Origin of the sequence: Pseudomonas viridiflava, assembly GCF_001642795.1 — a bacterium.
GTDB lineage: Bacteria > Pseudomonadota > Gammaproteobacteria > Pseudomonadales > Pseudomonadaceae > Aquipseudomonas > Aquipseudomonas viridiflava.
The window spans coordinates 366407-381168 of sequence record NZ_LKEH01000025.1 but is presented as its reverse complement, the minus strand read 5'-3'; the positions used below and the strand labels follow the sequence as shown (position 1 = coordinate 381168).

Annotated in this window: 11 protein-coding genes and 1 pseudogene; 9 read left to right on the top strand and 3 right to left on the bottom strand. The window is 59.2% G+C overall.

Annotation, left to right across the window (positions count from 1 at the left end):
* Positions 1-28 precede the first annotated feature (28 nt).
* The 6 genes from AO065_RS12425 (at position 29) to AO065_RS12400 (ending at position 8901) form a co-directional block, all read left to right on the top strand.
* Entirely contained in the window at positions 29-2410 is a 2382-nt protein-coding gene (locus AO065_RS12425) for a PAS domain S-box protein (protein WP_080597903.1), read from the top strand.
* An 85-nt stretch (positions 2411-2495) separates the two neighbouring features.
* On the top strand, positions 2496-4190 hold the full coding sequence (locus AO065_RS12420; RefSeq protein ID WP_004881308.1) for a molecular chaperone HscC: 1695 nt from the start codon (positions 2496-2498) through the stop codon (positions 4188-4190).
* Positions 4191-4195: 5 nt separating this feature from the next.
* Positions 4196-5836, top strand: coding sequence for a J domain-containing protein (locus tag AO065_RS12415; RefSeq protein WP_032650730.1), 1641 nt, complete (start codon positions 4196-4198; stop codon positions 5834-5836).
* A 180-nt stretch (positions 5837-6016) separates the two neighbouring features.
* Positions 6017-7342 (top strand): MFS transporter, encoded by a 1326-nt coding sequence (locus tag AO065_RS12410; protein ID WP_004881313.1) that lies wholly within the window; start codon positions 6017-6019, stop codon positions 7340-7342.
* Between the two features lie 375 nt (positions 7343-7717).
* The gene (locus AO065_RS12405; RefSeq protein ID WP_004881316.1) at positions 7718-8149 is read left to right on the top strand and encodes a hypothetical protein; all 432 of its coding nucleotides are present in this window, start codon (positions 7718-7720) and stop codon (positions 8147-8149) included.
* 128 nt (positions 8150-8277) lie between these two features.
* The gene (locus AO065_RS12400) at positions 8278-8901 is read left to right on the top strand and encodes a flavin reductase family protein (RefSeq protein WP_004881319.1); all 624 of its coding nucleotides are present in this window, start codon (positions 8278-8280) and stop codon (positions 8899-8901) included.
* A gap of 9 nt (positions 8902-8910) precedes the next feature.
* Here AO065_RS12400 and AO065_RS12395 read toward each other — a convergent pair whose 3' ends face one another.
* On the bottom strand, positions 8911-9138 hold the full coding sequence (locus AO065_RS12395) for a hypothetical protein (RefSeq protein ID WP_004881321.1): 228 nt from the start codon (positions 9136-9138) through the stop codon (positions 8911-8913).
* A gap of 150 nt (positions 9139-9288) precedes the next feature.
* Between AO065_RS12395 and AO065_RS27310 the strand changes: the two genes are divergently transcribed.
* Together AO065_RS27310 and AO065_RS12390 are read left to right on the top strand one after the other, a co-directional pair.
* Entirely contained in the window at positions 9289-9459 is a 171-nt protein-coding gene (locus AO065_RS27310) for a hypothetical protein (RefSeq protein WP_163019242.1), read from the top strand.
* 130 nt (positions 9460-9589) lie between these two features.
* Complete coding sequence (locus tag AO065_RS12390; protein ID WP_025996802.1) at positions 9590-11086, top strand: MDR family MFS transporter; 1497 nt, start codon at positions 9590-9592, stop codon at positions 11084-11086.
* A 24-nt stretch (positions 11087-11110) separates the two neighbouring features.
* On the opposite strand, the gene AO065_RS12385 is transcribed toward AO065_RS12390, so the two are convergent.
* Complete coding sequence (locus tag AO065_RS12385) at positions 11111-12220, bottom strand: DUF3396 domain-containing protein (protein WP_050562157.1); 1110 nt, start codon at positions 12218-12220, stop codon at positions 11111-11113.
* A 477-nt stretch (positions 12221-12697) separates the two neighbouring features.
* Entirely contained in the window at positions 12698-13351 is a 654-nt protein-coding gene (gene pmeR / locus AO065_RS12380) for an auxin-lysine conjugate-binding transcriptional regulator PmeR (protein WP_004881328.1), read from the bottom strand.
* Positions 13352-13605: 254 nt separating this feature from the next.
* Between pmeR and AO065_RS12375 the strand changes: the two are divergent.
* Positions 13606-14759: pseudogene (locus tag AO065_RS12375) on the top strand (efflux RND transporter periplasmic adaptor subunit).
* Positions 14760-14762: the final 3 nt, after the last annotated feature.

Genomic DNA, 14762 nt, shown 5'->3' with positions numbered 1-14762 from the left:
CCTCGACCTCCCTTTGGGTGGCGGCGAAATGGGTCGGCTTATCCGAGAGACAGACTGGTCGACGTCTGCTCTGGGGACCAGGAACAACTGGCCATCGGCACTGTTGTCCTCAATGAATTTAATGCTCAGTTGCCCGGACAGCATGTACGTGCTGTGGGGACCTGAATTCACGCTGTTCTTCAATGACGCCTACTGCGCCGTGCTGCCTGTCGCAGCCAGCCAGGCACAAGGGCAGCCTATCGCTTCGGTCTGGGGCGATGCCTGGGAAGACGTGCGTTATCTGGCCGAACAGGCGATGGCCGGTCACAGCTGCCGATCCGATAACATCCAGCGCACTGTGACCCGTAACGGAAAATCCGAGCTGACCTGGTGGTCGTTGTCCTATTCGCCGCTGTACGGCAACACGGGCGTGATCGAAGGCGTTTTCTGCCGGGTCAACGAGACCACGGCGCACGTACTCGCCCAGGCCAGACAGAACGAGAACGAAGCCTTCACCGACCGGGTCCTGTCGAGCATCAACGACTGCATCAAGGTGCTGGACCTGGACTCGCGCCTGACCTTCATGAGCGAAGGCGGTCAGCGCATCATGGAAGTCAGCGACTTCAACGCGATCCGCGGCTGTCCGTGGCCGGATTTCTGGCAGAACCAGGGCAATCTCGAAGCCAAGGCCGCAGTCGAAGCAGCCCGGGCGGGAAAGAGCGCCAGTTTCATGGGCTCGGCGCAGACCATGGCGGGCACCGTCAAATGGTGGCACGTGCAGGTCAGCCCCATTTTTGGCACCGACGGAAAGCCGGAGAAAATTCTCTGCGTGTCCCGCGACATGACGCAGTTGCGCGATGCTGAAGAGGCCCTGAAGGCCTTGAATGAATCGCTCGAACAACGCGTGGTGGAGCGCACCCGTGATCGCGACCGGATCTGGCGACTCTCGACCGACCTGATGCTCGTGGCGCAGTTCGACGGCATCATCAATGCCGTCAATCCGGCCTGGACTCAGGCGCTGGGCTGGTCCGAGCAGGCGCTTGTGGGCGGCCAGTTCCTGACGCTGGTGCATCCCGATGATGTGGACAGCACGCTTACCGCCATGAGTGGGCTGGAGAACGGCCAGAACATTCCGCACTTCAAGAATCGCTATCGCCATGCCGACGGCTCGTACCGCACGATTGCCTGGACGGCGGTGCCGGACCAGCAGTTCATCCATGCCGTGGGCCGCGACATCCAGGCTGAGGAAGAAGCCAATGAAGCCCTGAGGCTTTCTCAGGATGCGCTTCATCAGGCACAGAAACTGGAAGCCATCGGCCAGCTCACAGGCGGCGTGGCGCACGACTTCAACAACCTGCTGACCGTGATCCGCTCCTGCAGCGACCTGTTGAAACCTGCTGATCTGGACGAAGCGCGGCGGGTCAAATACGTCGAGGCCATCTCCAGCACCGTGGACCGCGCTGCACGGCTGACCGGCCAGCTCCTGGCCTTCGCTCGTCGACAGGCGTTGCAGCCTGAAGTGTTCGACGTGGGCGAAAGCGTCGCCCGTATCGGGGAAATGATGGACACCCTGACCGGGTCGCGGATTCAGGTCGATATCGATGTGCCCGCAGCCCCGTGTTTCATCTTTGCCGACGGCAGCCAGTTCGACACGGCACTGGTCAACATGGTGGTCAACGCCCGCGATGCGATGGCAGGCTCGGGCCGCCTGACCATCAAGGTCGAACGGTCTTCCTGCCCGTCCAGCGAACTTTCCCCGTCACTGAGCGACGGGGACTACGTGACAGTGACCCTGACCGACACGGGCTCGGGCATTCCCAAGGAAAAACTGGGGCTGATCTTCGAACCGTTCTACACCACCAAAAGCGTCGGTCAAGGCACCGGGCTGGGCCTTTCGCAGGTGTTTGGCTTTGCCAAGCAGTCGGGCGGTGAAGTGCTGGTCGAAAGCGAACTGGGCAGTGGCAGCCGCTTCACGCTGTGCCTGCCCAGCGCGCAGAATCATGAAATCGCTCCCGAGCAGAAAGGCCAGACCCTGAGCGCCCTGCCCGGCCTGTGCGTGCTGATGGTGGAAGACAATCAGGACATCGGCACCTACACCCGCCCGATGCTTGAGCAACTGGGATTTCAGGTGGTCTGGGTCTCCAGCGGCAGCGAGGCGCTGCAGGAGCTTTCGGGCAACCCCGAGAGTTTCCAGGTAGTGTTTTCGGACATCGCCATGCCGGGCATGAGCGGTCTTGAGTTGTATGCCGAGATCGAAACGCGCTACCCATGGATGCCAGTCGTGCTGACGACCGGCTACAGCACTGAGTTCGCCCAGTTCGCTCAGGACGAATCGCACCGTTTCGACCTGTTGCAGAAACCCTATGCGCTGGAAGACCTCGCCACCCTTCTGCACAAGGCAGCGTCTCGACGCACAGAATCGAAGGACTGAAATACTGCTCGCCGTTTCAGCCCGGACCGGACATTCTTTTACTTTTTGAGCACTTGGACAGCCGTATGCAAGGAGAAGGTTTGACATGATTGTCGGTATTGATTTGGGCACGACCAACAGCCTGGTCGCCGTGTGGCGCGATGGTAAAAGCGAGTTGGTCACCAACGCGCTGGGAGACACCCTGACCCCCAGCGTCGTCGGGCTTGATGACGAGGGCCAGATTCTGGTCGGCAAGGCAGCACGGGAGCGCCTGCAGACTCATCCCGATAAAACCACCGCACTGTTCAAGCGCTACATGGGCAGTGCCCAGCAAGTGCGTCTGGGCGCCAATACCTATCGTCCGGAAGAGCTGTCCTCGCTGGTCCTCAAAAGCCTGAAGGCCGATGTCGAGCGCGCCTACGGTGAGCCGGTGACCGAAGCCGTTATCAGCGTGCCGGCCTATTTCAGCGATGCCCAGCGCAAGGCCACGCGCATCGCGGGTGAGCTGGCCGGGCTCAAGGTCGAAAAACTGATCAACGAACCCACGGCGGCGGCGCTGGCCTACGGGCTTCATCAAAAGGAAGGCGAAACGTCCTTTCTGATCTTCGATCTGGGTGGCGGTACGTTCGACATTTCGATCCTGGAGCTGTTTGACGGCGTGATGGAAGTCCGCGCCAGCGCGGGTGACAACTTTCTTGGCGGCGAAGATTTCGACAGAGCCTTGCTCGACCATTTTGTCAGCGCACATCAGGGCGACTCCAACTTTCCCGCAAGAGCGCTGATCGAGCCCTCGCTGCGACGTGAAGCGGAGCGGGTTCGCAAGGCGCTGGGGCAAGATGAATTTGCCGACTTCGTCCTGCGTCACGCAGACCGCGAGTGGCGCAGGACGATTACCCAGGAACAGGTCGCAGAGCTTTATGCCCCGTTACTGGCGCGCCTGCGCGCACCTATCGAGCGGGCGCTGCGTGACGCAAAGATTCGCGTCGCGGATCTCGATGAAATCCTGCTGGTGGGCGGCACCACGCGCATGCCGCTGATCCGCAAGCTGGCGGCCGGCATGTTCGGGCGCTTCCCGTCGATCACGCTCAACCCCGATGAGGTGGTCGCTCAGGGTGCTGCGATCCAGGCCGCGCTCAAACAGCGCGATGCGGCGCTGGAAGAGATCGTGCTGACCGATGTCTGTCCCTACACACTGGGTATCGAGATTTCCCAACGGGTCTTCAACGGGCATCAGGGCGGGCATTACCTGCCAATCATCGAGCGCAACAGTGTGGTGCCTGTCAGCCGGGTACAGACCGTCAACACGGTCTCGGACAATCAGAGCGAGGTCATCCTGAGGATCTTTCAGGGTGAAAGCCGACTGGTCAAAGACAACATTGCGCTGGGCGAGCTGAACATCCCGGTCCCCAAAGCCAAGGCAGGCGAGATCGAACTGGACGTGCGCTTCACCTACGACAACAACGGGCTGCTCGAGGCCGACGTGTCGGTCCAGGCCACTGGCATCAGTCACAGGCTGGTGATCGAAAACAATCCCGGAGTCATGACGCCAGCCGAAATTCAGGATCGACTCAAGGTACTGGAAGCGCTCAAGGTTCATCCTCGCGAAAAGCAGGTCAACACCCACCTCATGGCGCGCCTGGAACGGCTGTATCAGGAGTATTTGGGTGAGCAGCGTGAAATGCTCGGCAACTGGGCCGCTCAGTTCCAACGAGTGCTGGAAACCCAGGATGAGCGCCAGATTGGTGAGATGCGCAAACATCTCGAACAGCAGGCAGACCACTTCGAACGAGGTGAGTGGTGACGACAATGGATTGTTGGGGTGTGCTGGAGCTGGATCGCGACGCCGACGAGCGCAGTATCAAGCGTCAATATTCAAGGCTGGTGAAAACGACCCGGCCTGACGATGACCCTGCGGCCTTTCAGACTCTGCGCACGGCGTATGAACAGGCGCTGAACCGGGCGCGCAATCGCGTCGAAGACGACGAGAGCGACGAGGAAGACAGTCTTTTCGCCACGCCCGGCGTCTGGAACACAGAGCCTGCGGATCATCGGCCTGCTCTGGAGCTTGTGCCTGTCGCACCGCCTCTTATGCCGACGCTGACAAAGGTCGAACCTGTGCGCCCGGCCGTCGTCGAGACAAGCTGGTATGAACAGGCCATGCGGACCACGCCACAGAATCTGGAGTCGCAACACCAACTGGCGCGGGAACAAGGCTGTGATGACGAATTTCAGCAGCACCTAGCCAAGCGCTGCCTGCTTGAACCTGACGAACATCTGGAGCTGATTCAGGCGGCAGTCGTCCGGTTGCACTGGTTGACGCCCCTGCAAAAGCTGCAGTTCAGGGCGCATCAGACGCAACGCCTGACACAAGCCCTTCTGGACAGCTCGTTGCCCGCGTTTCGCGACCTGCTCGCCAGGCATCAGGAGCGTGAGTTTCTGGACGCGTTGAAGGCGCTGGAGCAACAACCGTGGTTGTTGTCCCTGGATCAACATGACCAGCTCGAACACTGGACCATGACACTGCTGCTCAACACCGATGAATGGAGCGCTTCCCTTTTCGAGCGCATTTCAGGTCTCTTCGATTGGGATCGGAAACACGACGTACACTCCGGCACACCCTCGCTCTGGATGCACCTGATCGAGCGCTGCGAGAAAAAGGAGTTTGCCCGACGCCAGCAGCAATTGCTGTCAGGTCCTCTGGACAGCGCCGACGCTCATGCTGCGCAACTGTTGCTCGATCCACCCCCGCTGAGAGAGCAGTTGCGTATTGCCAGGGAATGCGATGACGACGTCTGGGTCGCCTGCAATCGATTGAGCTTCGACCTGTCGGAGCGTCATCCGGAACTCCTGGAACTGTTTCCGGATGCTGACCTGCATGGCTGGCGAAAACTGCGCCGTCAGGTTGGTTTCAACCCTTATGCCAGGGTGTATGCCGCTGGCGTATCTCTCGCCCTGACCGCGCAGTACTTCCAACCGCCGGGCAAGACGTCCATCGGGTTTGACCTGTTCTTCTGTTTCGTCATGACGCCTGTGCTGATGATGACGGCTTTTTACATCGCACAGGCCATCTGGCAACCGTTCAGAGACGCGTTTGAATCGACGGATAAATGGCTGAGTGAACGCGTGTTGCCCGTGTCGCTCAGTTGGCCGGGTTATCAGGCCATGGTACTGGCCCACGGCATTCCGATAGTGCTCGTCGGCGTCCTCTACGCGCATTCGGGCCCGATACCGCTGGCCTCTTATGTTGCCGCCCTGCTGATCTGGATTTACCTGTCGCCCTATCGACTGTCTTTGATCAAGGACGCTGTCGGCACAAAGACCGGAGGATGGAGCCGGTTCAAAGAGGTCTGCTCAAGGAACATCGGCAAATGGGTGATGCTCACGCTGGGATTGATGTTTGCCTTCGTGATTGCCGTGATCATCTTCGGGCCTGGGCCTGCTCGTTAGCCGAGCGAACAACGCAATCGGCAATAATCCGCTCATCCAGACACCCCGGATGAGCGGATTATCGCTCATCCAACGTTTTCAACCCCTCTAAAACAACCCTCTCTGGTGTGGCACAGCTCCTGCTATGGAACTGGTCAGGGCATTGAATGCCTCCTCTAAAAATAATGAATAAGGATCACCATGGAAATTTCCAACTCCCTACCGAAGGGGTCGGCGAGCACCGCCGCTGCTCCGAAAACCACTTCGAGTCGCCTCAAATCCATTTTCAGCGGTTCGGTCGGCAACATGGTCGAGTGGTATGACTGGTACGTCTACGCCGCCTTCTCGCTATACTTCGCCAAAGCCTTCTTCCCCAAGGGCGATACCACTGCCCAGCTGCTCAACACGGCTGCGATCTTTGCCGTCGGCTTTCTGATGCGTCCGATCGGTGGCTGGCTGATGGGCCTGTACGCTGACTACAAGGGTCGCAAGGCGGCGCTGATGGCCTCGGTGCTGCTGATGTGCTTCGGCTCGCTGATCATTGCCCTCACGCCCGGTTACGAAAGTATCGGCGTCGGCGCACCGATCCTGCTGGTGTTCGCCCGTCTGCTGCAGGGCCTGTCGGTCGGTGGCGAATACGGCACCTCGGCCACCTATCTCAGTGAGATGGCGACCAAGGAACGTCGCGGCTTCTTCTCCAGCTTCCAGTACGTCACCCTGATTTCCGGCCAGCTCATCGCGCTGGGCGTGCTGATCGTGCTGCAACAGACGCTGACCACCGAGCAACTGTACGCGTGGGGCTGGCGTATCCCGTTCGTCATCGGCGCGCTGTGTGCGGTGGTTGCGCTGTTCCTGCGTCGTGGCATGGAAGAGACCGAGTCCTTCACCCGCAAGAAAAAGGAAAAGGCCAAGGAAAGCCTGATGCGCACGCTGATGCGTCATCCCAAGGAACTGATGACTGTGGTCGGCCTGACCATGGGCGGTACGCTGGCGTTCTACACGTACACCACCTACATGCAGAAGTATCTGGTGAACACGGTCGGCATGAGCATCACGGACTCAACGACCATTTCGGCGGCGACGCTGTTCCTGTTCATGGTGCTGCAACCGGTGATCGGCGCGCTGTCGGACAAGGTCGGCAGACGTCCGATCCTGATCGCGTTCGGCGTGCTGGGCACCTTGTGCACCGTGCCGATCCTCACCACCCTGCACACCATCCAGACCTGGTGGGGCGCGTTCTTTCTGATCATGGCGGCGCTGATCATCGTCAGTGGCTATACCTCGATCAACGCAGTGGTAAAGGCGGAACTGTTTCCGACCGAGATCCGTGCGCTGGGCGTGGGCCTGCCCTACGCACTGACCGTGTCGATCTTCGGCGGCACGGCTGAGTACATTGCGCTGTGGTTCAAGAGCATCGGCATGGAAACCGGCTACTACTGGTACGTTACGGCCTGTATCGCGTGCTCGCTGTTGGTGTATGTCTTCATGAAGGATACTCGCAAGCACTCGCGAATCGAAACCGACTGACCTCGCGTCTCAGTGATAAAGGGCAGCCAGCAGCCGGGGCTGCCCTTTTTTGCGGGCGCGAATCAGGCTGTCATTCAGAGGCCGGATGTTTCCAGGTGTTTCACGGCGGTGCACATTCTGGCTGAAAAATAGGCCCAAACCACTGAATTAGATATTGTTTTTATTTGTCAAGAGCCTTTATTACAGGATTTTTCAGAAAATGCACCATCATGATGCCATCAGCCCTGCAAGGCCCGAAAACAGAGCGCTCCGGCCAATTATCATTTTCAGCGATGGTCGGTAGCAATCCGATTAACTTCTTAATAATCGGCCAGCGCGTAGCATTGCCTCCATACCGGGATGACAACTCACCCGACCCAAACTGGAGACACCCTCATGAAAACTACCAAACTGATTTTCGGCCTCGCTTTCTCTGTTCTGGCTTCGAGCGCTTTCGCACTGCCAGTCGTGACTGCCAGCGACCTGTCGAACGCCCCTGTCGTTGCCGAAGGCGGCACGAAGCACACCAACGTCGGGTCGATCCGCGTAGCTGCTGACGGTGCTGATCGCGTCGGTGCCAACCGCCAGGCTGCCGATGGTGCTGACCACGTTGGTGCAAACCGCCTCGCTGCCGACGGTGCTGATCGCGTCGGTGCCAACCGCCAGGCCGCCGATGGTGCTGACCACGTTGGTGCAAACCGCCTCGCTGCCGATGGTGCTGATCGCGTCGGTGCAAACCGCCAGGCTGCCGATGGTGCTGACCACGTCGGTGCAAACCGTCTGGCCGCTGATGGTGCAGACCGCGTAGGTGCCAATCGCCGCGCTTAAGCAACACGCTTCACAACCCCTCAAAGCCCGGCACATGCCGGGCTTTTCAGTGTCTGAAGGCTGGCATCCGCTGCCAAAGCGCAGCACTATGCAGCCAACCCCGTCATTGAGCTGATCAGGAAACAAGCATGTCAGACGCTATTCACTCCTATGAACCGTCCAAAGGTCATGGTTTGCCTCACGACCCGTTCAACGCGATTGTCGGCCCGCGACCCATTGGCTGGATTTCGTCCCAGGACGCCAACGGCAAGCTGAATCTGGCGCCTTACAGCTTCTTCAACGCGTTCAACTACGTGCCACCGATCATTGGTTTTTGCAGCGTCGGACGCAAGGACAGCCTGAATAACATCGAGCAGACCGGAGAGTTCGTCTGGAACCTGGCAACACGTTCGCTGGCTGAAGCCATGAACCAGACCTGCGCCCCGGTCGGTGCGGACGTCAGTGAATTCGAACTGGCCAACCTGACGCCGCTGGCTTCGCACATCGTGGCTGTGCCGCGCGTGCTGGAGACGCCGGTGTCGTTCGAATGCAAGGTCACGCAGATCGTCCAGCTACAGCGCGCCGACAAGGAGCTGGTGCCCAGCTGGCTGATTCTGGGCGAAGTGGTTGCGGTGCATATCGCCAAATCCCTGCTCAAGGACGGCGTCTACGACACGGCCGCCGCAGAGCCGATTCTGCGCGGCGGCGGACCTGCGGATTATTTCCAGCTGGGTCCTGAAGCTTTGTTCAAGATGTTCAGACCGGGCGCCTGATCAGGCGTATCACCAGACCAGTTCACCCTCGGCGTCGACGCTGGCCAGCCGCTCAAGCTCTGCGGTTGCGGCCAGATCGGCCTCGTGGGCGGTCTTGAACGTCTGCCCCGGCAGAACCGCGTGAAAGCGCGGAGCTCCTCCGGCGCGAGCCTTGACCGCGATTGCCGCACGGTAACCCTCCTCGCCGGGCATTACTGCAGATACAGCTTCGAATTCTTCGTATTCCTTGCGCGCCATCAGTCTTGAACCTGCCAATCAGTGAAAGCACGAATTTTAGCCTGTAAGGCTGACGGTGTGTTGCTGGCGCATTCTGTACAGCCTCCATTCCTGTCCTACACTCCAATCAGCTCTTTCAAATTGCTTTGCAACTGAAGTGAGGAGTGCGACATGAGACCCATAACAAGAAAGTGCATGGCGGTGGCAGGTGTTATCGCTGTACTCGGTGTTTATGCAGCCGGTGCCTGGCGCACTGAGTTGTCGCGGCAGGCACCGACGGTCGTGAGCTGCTCGTTCGGCCATTGCGTGCCGACCAACTCAACCTTCAGCGCGTTGCGATGACAGACAGTGAGTCATGTATTTCATCGCTGATCATATGAAGGGAGCTATCGATTAGCCCCCTATCGGATTAGACTGGCCAGACATCTCCCGTCACGTTTGCGGCGGGTCAACACTGCCATCAGGTTCTGCCTTGACCAGTCTTCCCCCTACCCCCACTGCTATCCGCAGCATTCTTTTCGCATTGATGATGGCCGTGTTCCTCAGCGCGCTCGACCAGACCATTGTCGCTGTCTCGATGCCTGCCATCTCCGCCCAATTCAAAGACATCGATCTGCTGGCCTGGGTGATCTCCGCCTACATGGTTTCGCTGACCGTTGCCGTGCCCATTTACGGCAAGCTGGGCGATCTGTACGGACGGCGCAAGCTGATGCTGTTCGGCCTCGGGCTGTTCACCCTGGCCTCGCTGTTCTGCGGACTGGCCCAGAGCATGGAGCAATTGGTACTGGCTCGCGTGCTGCAGGGCATCGGCGCGGGTGGCATGGTGTCGGTCAGTCAGGCGATTATTGCCGACATCGTTCCGCCCCGTGAGCGAGGCCGTTATCAGGGCTATTTCAGCAGCATGTACGCCGTCGCCAGTGTCGCCGGACCTGTGCTCGGTGGCCTGATGACCGAATACCTGTCGTGGCGCTGGGTATTCCTGATCAATCTGCCGCTGGGGATATTCGCGTTGGTGGTGGCTTGGCGCACGCTGAAAGGGCTGCCGATTCCGCAACGCAAACCGATCATCGATTATCTGGGCACGATACTGATGATCATCGGCCTGACTGCCTTGCTGCTGGGCATTACCGAGATTGGCCAGGGCCACGGTCTGGATGACGTGCAGGTGCAAGCGCTGCTGGGCGTCGCCCTGCTGACCCTTGCGCTGTTTGTCTGGTATGAAAGGCGCGCCAGAGAGCCGCTGTTGCCCATGCACCTGTTTGCCAACCGCAGCGCGGTGCTTTGCTGGTGCACGGTATTTTTCACCAGCTTCCAGGCCATCTCGCTGATTGTGCTGATGCCGCTGCGCTACCAGACGGTCACCGGTGGTGGCGCAGACAGCGCGGCGCTTCATCTGCTTCCTCTGGCGATGGGCATGCCGATGGGTGCTTATTTCGCCGGGCGGCGTACGGCCCTGACAGGACGTTACAAGCCCCTGATCGCCACCGGTGCGGTGCTGATGCCCATCGCGATTCTGGGCATGGCGTTCACCCCGCCGCAGTCAATCGTGCTGATGAGTCTGTTCATGATCCTGACCGGTATCGCGTCAGGCATGCAGTTCCCGACCTCACTGGTAGGAACACAGAACTCGGTCGACATCAGGGATATGGGCGTTGCCACCAGCACCACCAACCTGTTCCGCTCATTGGGCGGTGCGGTCGGCGTGGCGTTGATGTCTGCCCTGCTGCTGGCCATGCTGCAGCACACCGGCGTCGGTCAGCTGGAGCCTGGGGCCATCGGCCATGAAGGCGCTTCAGGGAATGTGTTGCTCGACAGTCTGAATGCCGCCACCGGCCCGGCGCTGGAGACCTTGCGCGCCGAGCTGGCCCTGACCTTCAGAAACCTGCTGATCACCAGCGCGGCCATCTCGTTGCTGGGTATTGCCGCTGCCTGGGCCATGCCCAACAACCTTCTGCGGGGCCGTGACTAGTCGCGGCCGATGACGAGGCGGCGGTCACTCCGACTGAGCCGCCCAGAACCACTGGGTTCTCTTGCCTTTCAGGTGTTCGAACGCGGGCATGATTTCGCTTTCATTGAAGAACCGCCGAGACCGGGCCCTGGCATTGCTGAACCAGTAGCCCGCCTGAGGACATGCCCGACCGGCATCCACCGGCTGAGGAGGCTTTTCGTCAAAACGGGCGAACCACTGCGCAGTTGTCTGCCTGGTAAAGCCAAGCCCCGGTGCCAGATAGGGGTGAAGATTGCCGGTGTCCTGCAAACGGATCGGCTTGATCACCTTGTTGACGGCCCTATAGGAAGCAGGCGGGAGCCGACCGCGCTCGCCCAGTTCAGGGACGTTTCCGGCGCGGATCATCAGCCCGGTGCTGTACGCATGGAAGACGATATCGCTGTGCCCGCTCAACTGAGCCCGGAGCCTGTCGCTGCTGCCCAGGCGTCTCACGAAAGACTCGCCCAGAACCGTATACCAGCCCACACCCTTGATATGGTCCAGCAGGCGAAGGCTTTCTATATGCGGTCCGGGATCGACCATCAGCCCCACATACTGCTGGGCGAGCCGATACTCCCACGAAAGATACTGATGTCCGTCACAGGGAAGGATGCAGGCCAGACCGCCGAACCCATGTTCGGCCTGCACTTCGCTGCTCAGGTACCGGATCCAGCCTTCATAGTTTTTAAGGCCGTCGGGCTCGGTCAGGTACGACCAGGGCAATACCATTTTCAGACAGGAAAGATCATTGTCGGCCTGCCCTTCAGAGGTGTTCATGACAAACAGGCTGTAGCTGGCGACTTCGGCCTGGGTGGCGCTGGCAATCGACCAGACGAACTGGTCCTGTGGTGAACCATGGACCACCTGGCGTCGGCAGGAAGCGAACCCGGAAGGTGTCAAACGACGCATGCGTTTATAGAGCTGCCATTTGAGCACCGGCTTGAAGGCCGTGTAGAAGCGTGAAAAACAGGCCTCCACCCGCTGCTTCGCATCCTGTGTATGGCCTTTTCTGAAATACAGCGTGGTGATCAGCCCCAGACGAACGACCGGCATTCCCTGTGCCGAGTCCACGGCAATGCGCTCGGCCTGTAACTCCAGCCTTAACAGTGGGCTCATGCAATCCAATACAGCCTGCGGCATCATTCGGCCCTCCCCCGGCTGACAACCGGCGCGGAGCTTTGTGCAAAGCCATCAACGTCCGGATGATCCATCCGTCGGAATGAGGTTCGGCCAGCGCAGCTCAGGCGGATTGTCGCCTGGCGGGCTTTTGCACAACTGTCCTTGTTTTCAACGCATATAGGCGCAAGATTTCGCCTGGACATGCAACTTCCCTCTCACCATGTCGATTAGGGAGCGAAGAGTGAAGGGAGTTTCGAAGCGGAGCAATACACGGAATTTAGTTTGGGAAATCAGCTACATGTTTCAGGAAATGTCCTACCGACTTCCTACAGGCTCATGTCATCCCATGCCGTAAAAGCGTATTGCAGACACATAAGCGGACGGACAAATGTCAGCAAACGGTAAACTTTTTGTTTACCGCAATTAATTGAATTCGAAGGGTGCCCATTTGGAACCCGACAGCGTTATATTCTGTCAGCCTTCAATCAGAAGCTGTGGCACACGCAGTGAAGGGCTGAAACGCAGCATGTCCATGCAGACTTCGACCAATTGCTCGGACTCCGACGGCAGTGAGTAGCTGTCGGGCACCAGCAACCACTGGTAGATAATGCCGTTTACGTATGAAAACAGAGCGACCGCCGCGCGAGCCGTATCCAGATCTTCTGGCAATTGTCCCTGACGCACGGCATTGCTCAGCCCCAGTTGAATACGCTCGTGGCACCCAATGGCGTTCTCTTGACGTTGACGACGGAAATCACACATCTCGTCAGTAAACTCGCATTTATGAAAAAGGATTTCATTGATGCGACGGGTTTTAGGGTCAAGTGCAAGCTCATGAAACAGATGAACCAAGAGATTCTTCATGCAACCCAGCGGGTCTTCTTCGTCTTCGTCCTGACTGGCCTGCGACATTTCGTCGAGCGGTTCCTGCAGGCTGTCCAGCATCGCCTGCACCAGATCGGCCTTGTTGTTGAAATGCCAATAGATGGCACCCCTTGTCACACCGGCAAGCGTCGCGATGTCGGCCAGCGTCGTGCGAGCCACACCGCGCTCATAAAACGCTTGCTCGGCAGCCTCCAGTATCTGGCTGCGAGTGATCTGAGCTTCCTCTTTGGTGCGACGAGCCATGGCAATCAACCTCAAAAAAATCTCTTCAGGCACCTGTGCGGTTCACGGCCTGAAGACAAAACCGGGCGGCCGTTGTTTCGCCTTGTCCCGAACCCGCTGATGGCACCCTTCGCGGCGAATGATTGCACAGGGAAGGTATTTACAAACAGCCATGAATGTAAGTATATTCCTTAGCATGCTACTTATCTAGCCGAAATATTTTTTAACACTTCAACACTCTGTTGAGTAAACAGGCTCCTGCCCCGAGGATCTTCATGCAATTCAAGCCAGCTGTTACCGTTCTGGTCACTGCCGTCGCCCTGGCAACCCTGCTCAGCGGTTGTGGCAAGAAGGAGCAGGAGGCCCCGCCTCCGCAGACCCCTGAGGTCGGTGTCGTCACACTGAAAGCCCAGCCATATACCCTGACCACCGAACTGCCCGGCCGAACCACAGCGTTCCGCGTGGCTGAAGTCCGGCCGCAGGTCAACGGCATCATTCTCAAGCGCCTGTTCACCGAAGGCGGTGATGTGAAGGCCGGTCAGCAGCTGTATCAGATCGATCCTTCTGTTTATGAAGCCAGCGCCAACAGCGCCAAGGCGACCCTGCAGTCGGCCAAGTCGATGTCCGACCGTTACAAGCAGCTGGTGAATGAGCAAGCCGTCAGCCGTCAGGAGTACGACACTGCGCTGGCGTCGACCCAGGAAGCTCAGGCCGCCCTGCAGTCCGCCCACAGATCAACCTGCGTTTCACCAAGGTACTGGCGCCGATTTCCGGCCGCATCGGTCGCTCGGCTGTCACCGAGGGCGCGCTGGTCAGCAATGGCCAGACCAACGCAATGGCGACAATCCAGCAACTGGACCCGATCTACGTGGACGTCAATCAGTCCTCGGCGGACATGCTCAAACTGCGCGCCGACCTGGCCAGCGGCCGGTTGCAGAAGTCGGGTGACAACTCTGCGTCGGTCAAGCTGACCCTGGAAGATGGCAGTGAATACCCGCAGGAAGGCAAGCTCGAGTTCTCCGAAGTGTCGGTCGATCAGGCCACCGGTTCGGTGACTTTGCGCGCTGTGTTCCCCAACCCGGACCACATGCTTCTGCCTGGCATGTTCGTTCACGCTCAGCTGAAGGCTGGCGTCAACAGCAAGGCCATCCTGGCGCCGCAGCAAGGCGTGACCCGCGACCTGAAAGGTACGCCGACCGCTCTGGTGGTCAACAAGGACAACAAGGTCGAGCAGCGTGAACTGGTGACCAGCCGTACCACCGGTGCCTACTGGCTGATCGAGAAAGGGCTGAGCGAAGGTGACCGCGTGATCACCGAAGGCCTGCAATACGTCAAACCAGGCGCTGAAGTGAAGGTCAAGGAAGCAACCAACCTCACCGCTGACCAGTCTGCCAATGCTGCCCCTGCTGCCACTGGCAAAGGTGAGTGATAG

What these genes read in the sequence shown, in the direction of transcription:
- AO065_RS12410 (WP_004881313.1), top strand. Translation starts at nt 6,017, where the DNA reads ATGGAAATTTCCAACTCCCTACCGAAGGGGTCGGCGAGCACCGCCGCT.
- AO065_RS12400 (WP_004881319.1), top strand. Translation starts at nt 8,278, where the DNA reads ATGTCAGACGCTATTCACTCCTATGAACCGTCCAAAGGTCATGGTTTG.
- AO065_RS12420 (WP_004881308.1), top strand. Translation starts at nt 2,496, where the DNA reads ATGATTGTCGGTATTGATTTGGGCACGACCAACAGCCTGGTCGCCGTG.
- AO065_RS12405 (WP_004881316.1), top strand. Translation starts at nt 7,718, where the DNA reads ATGAAAACTACCAAACTGATTTTCGGCCTCGCTTTCTCTGTTCTGGCT.
- AO065_RS12415 (WP_032650730.1), top strand. Translation starts at nt 4,196, where the DNA reads ATGGATTGTTGGGGTGTGCTGGAGCTGGATCGCGACGCCGACGAGCGC.
- pmeR (WP_004881328.1), bottom strand. Translation starts at nt 13,351, where the DNA reads ATGGCTCGTCGCACCAAAGAGGAAGCTCAGATCACTCGCAGCCAGATA.
- AO065_RS12425 (WP_080597903.1), top strand. Translation starts at nt 29, where the DNA reads ATGGGTCGGCTTATCCGAGAGACAGACTGGTCGACGTCTGCTCTGGGG.
- AO065_RS27310 (WP_163019242.1), top strand. Translation starts at nt 9,289, where the DNA reads ATGAGACCCATAACAAGAAAGTGCATGGCGGTGGCAGGTGTTATCGCT.
- AO065_RS12395 (WP_004881321.1), bottom strand. Translation starts at nt 9,138, where the DNA reads ATGGCGCGCAAGGAATACGAAGAATTCGAAGCTGTATCTGCAGTAATG.
- AO065_RS12385 (WP_050562157.1), bottom strand. Translation starts at nt 12,220, where the DNA reads ATGAGCCCACTGTTAAGGCTGGAGTTACAGGCCGAGCGCATTGCCGTG.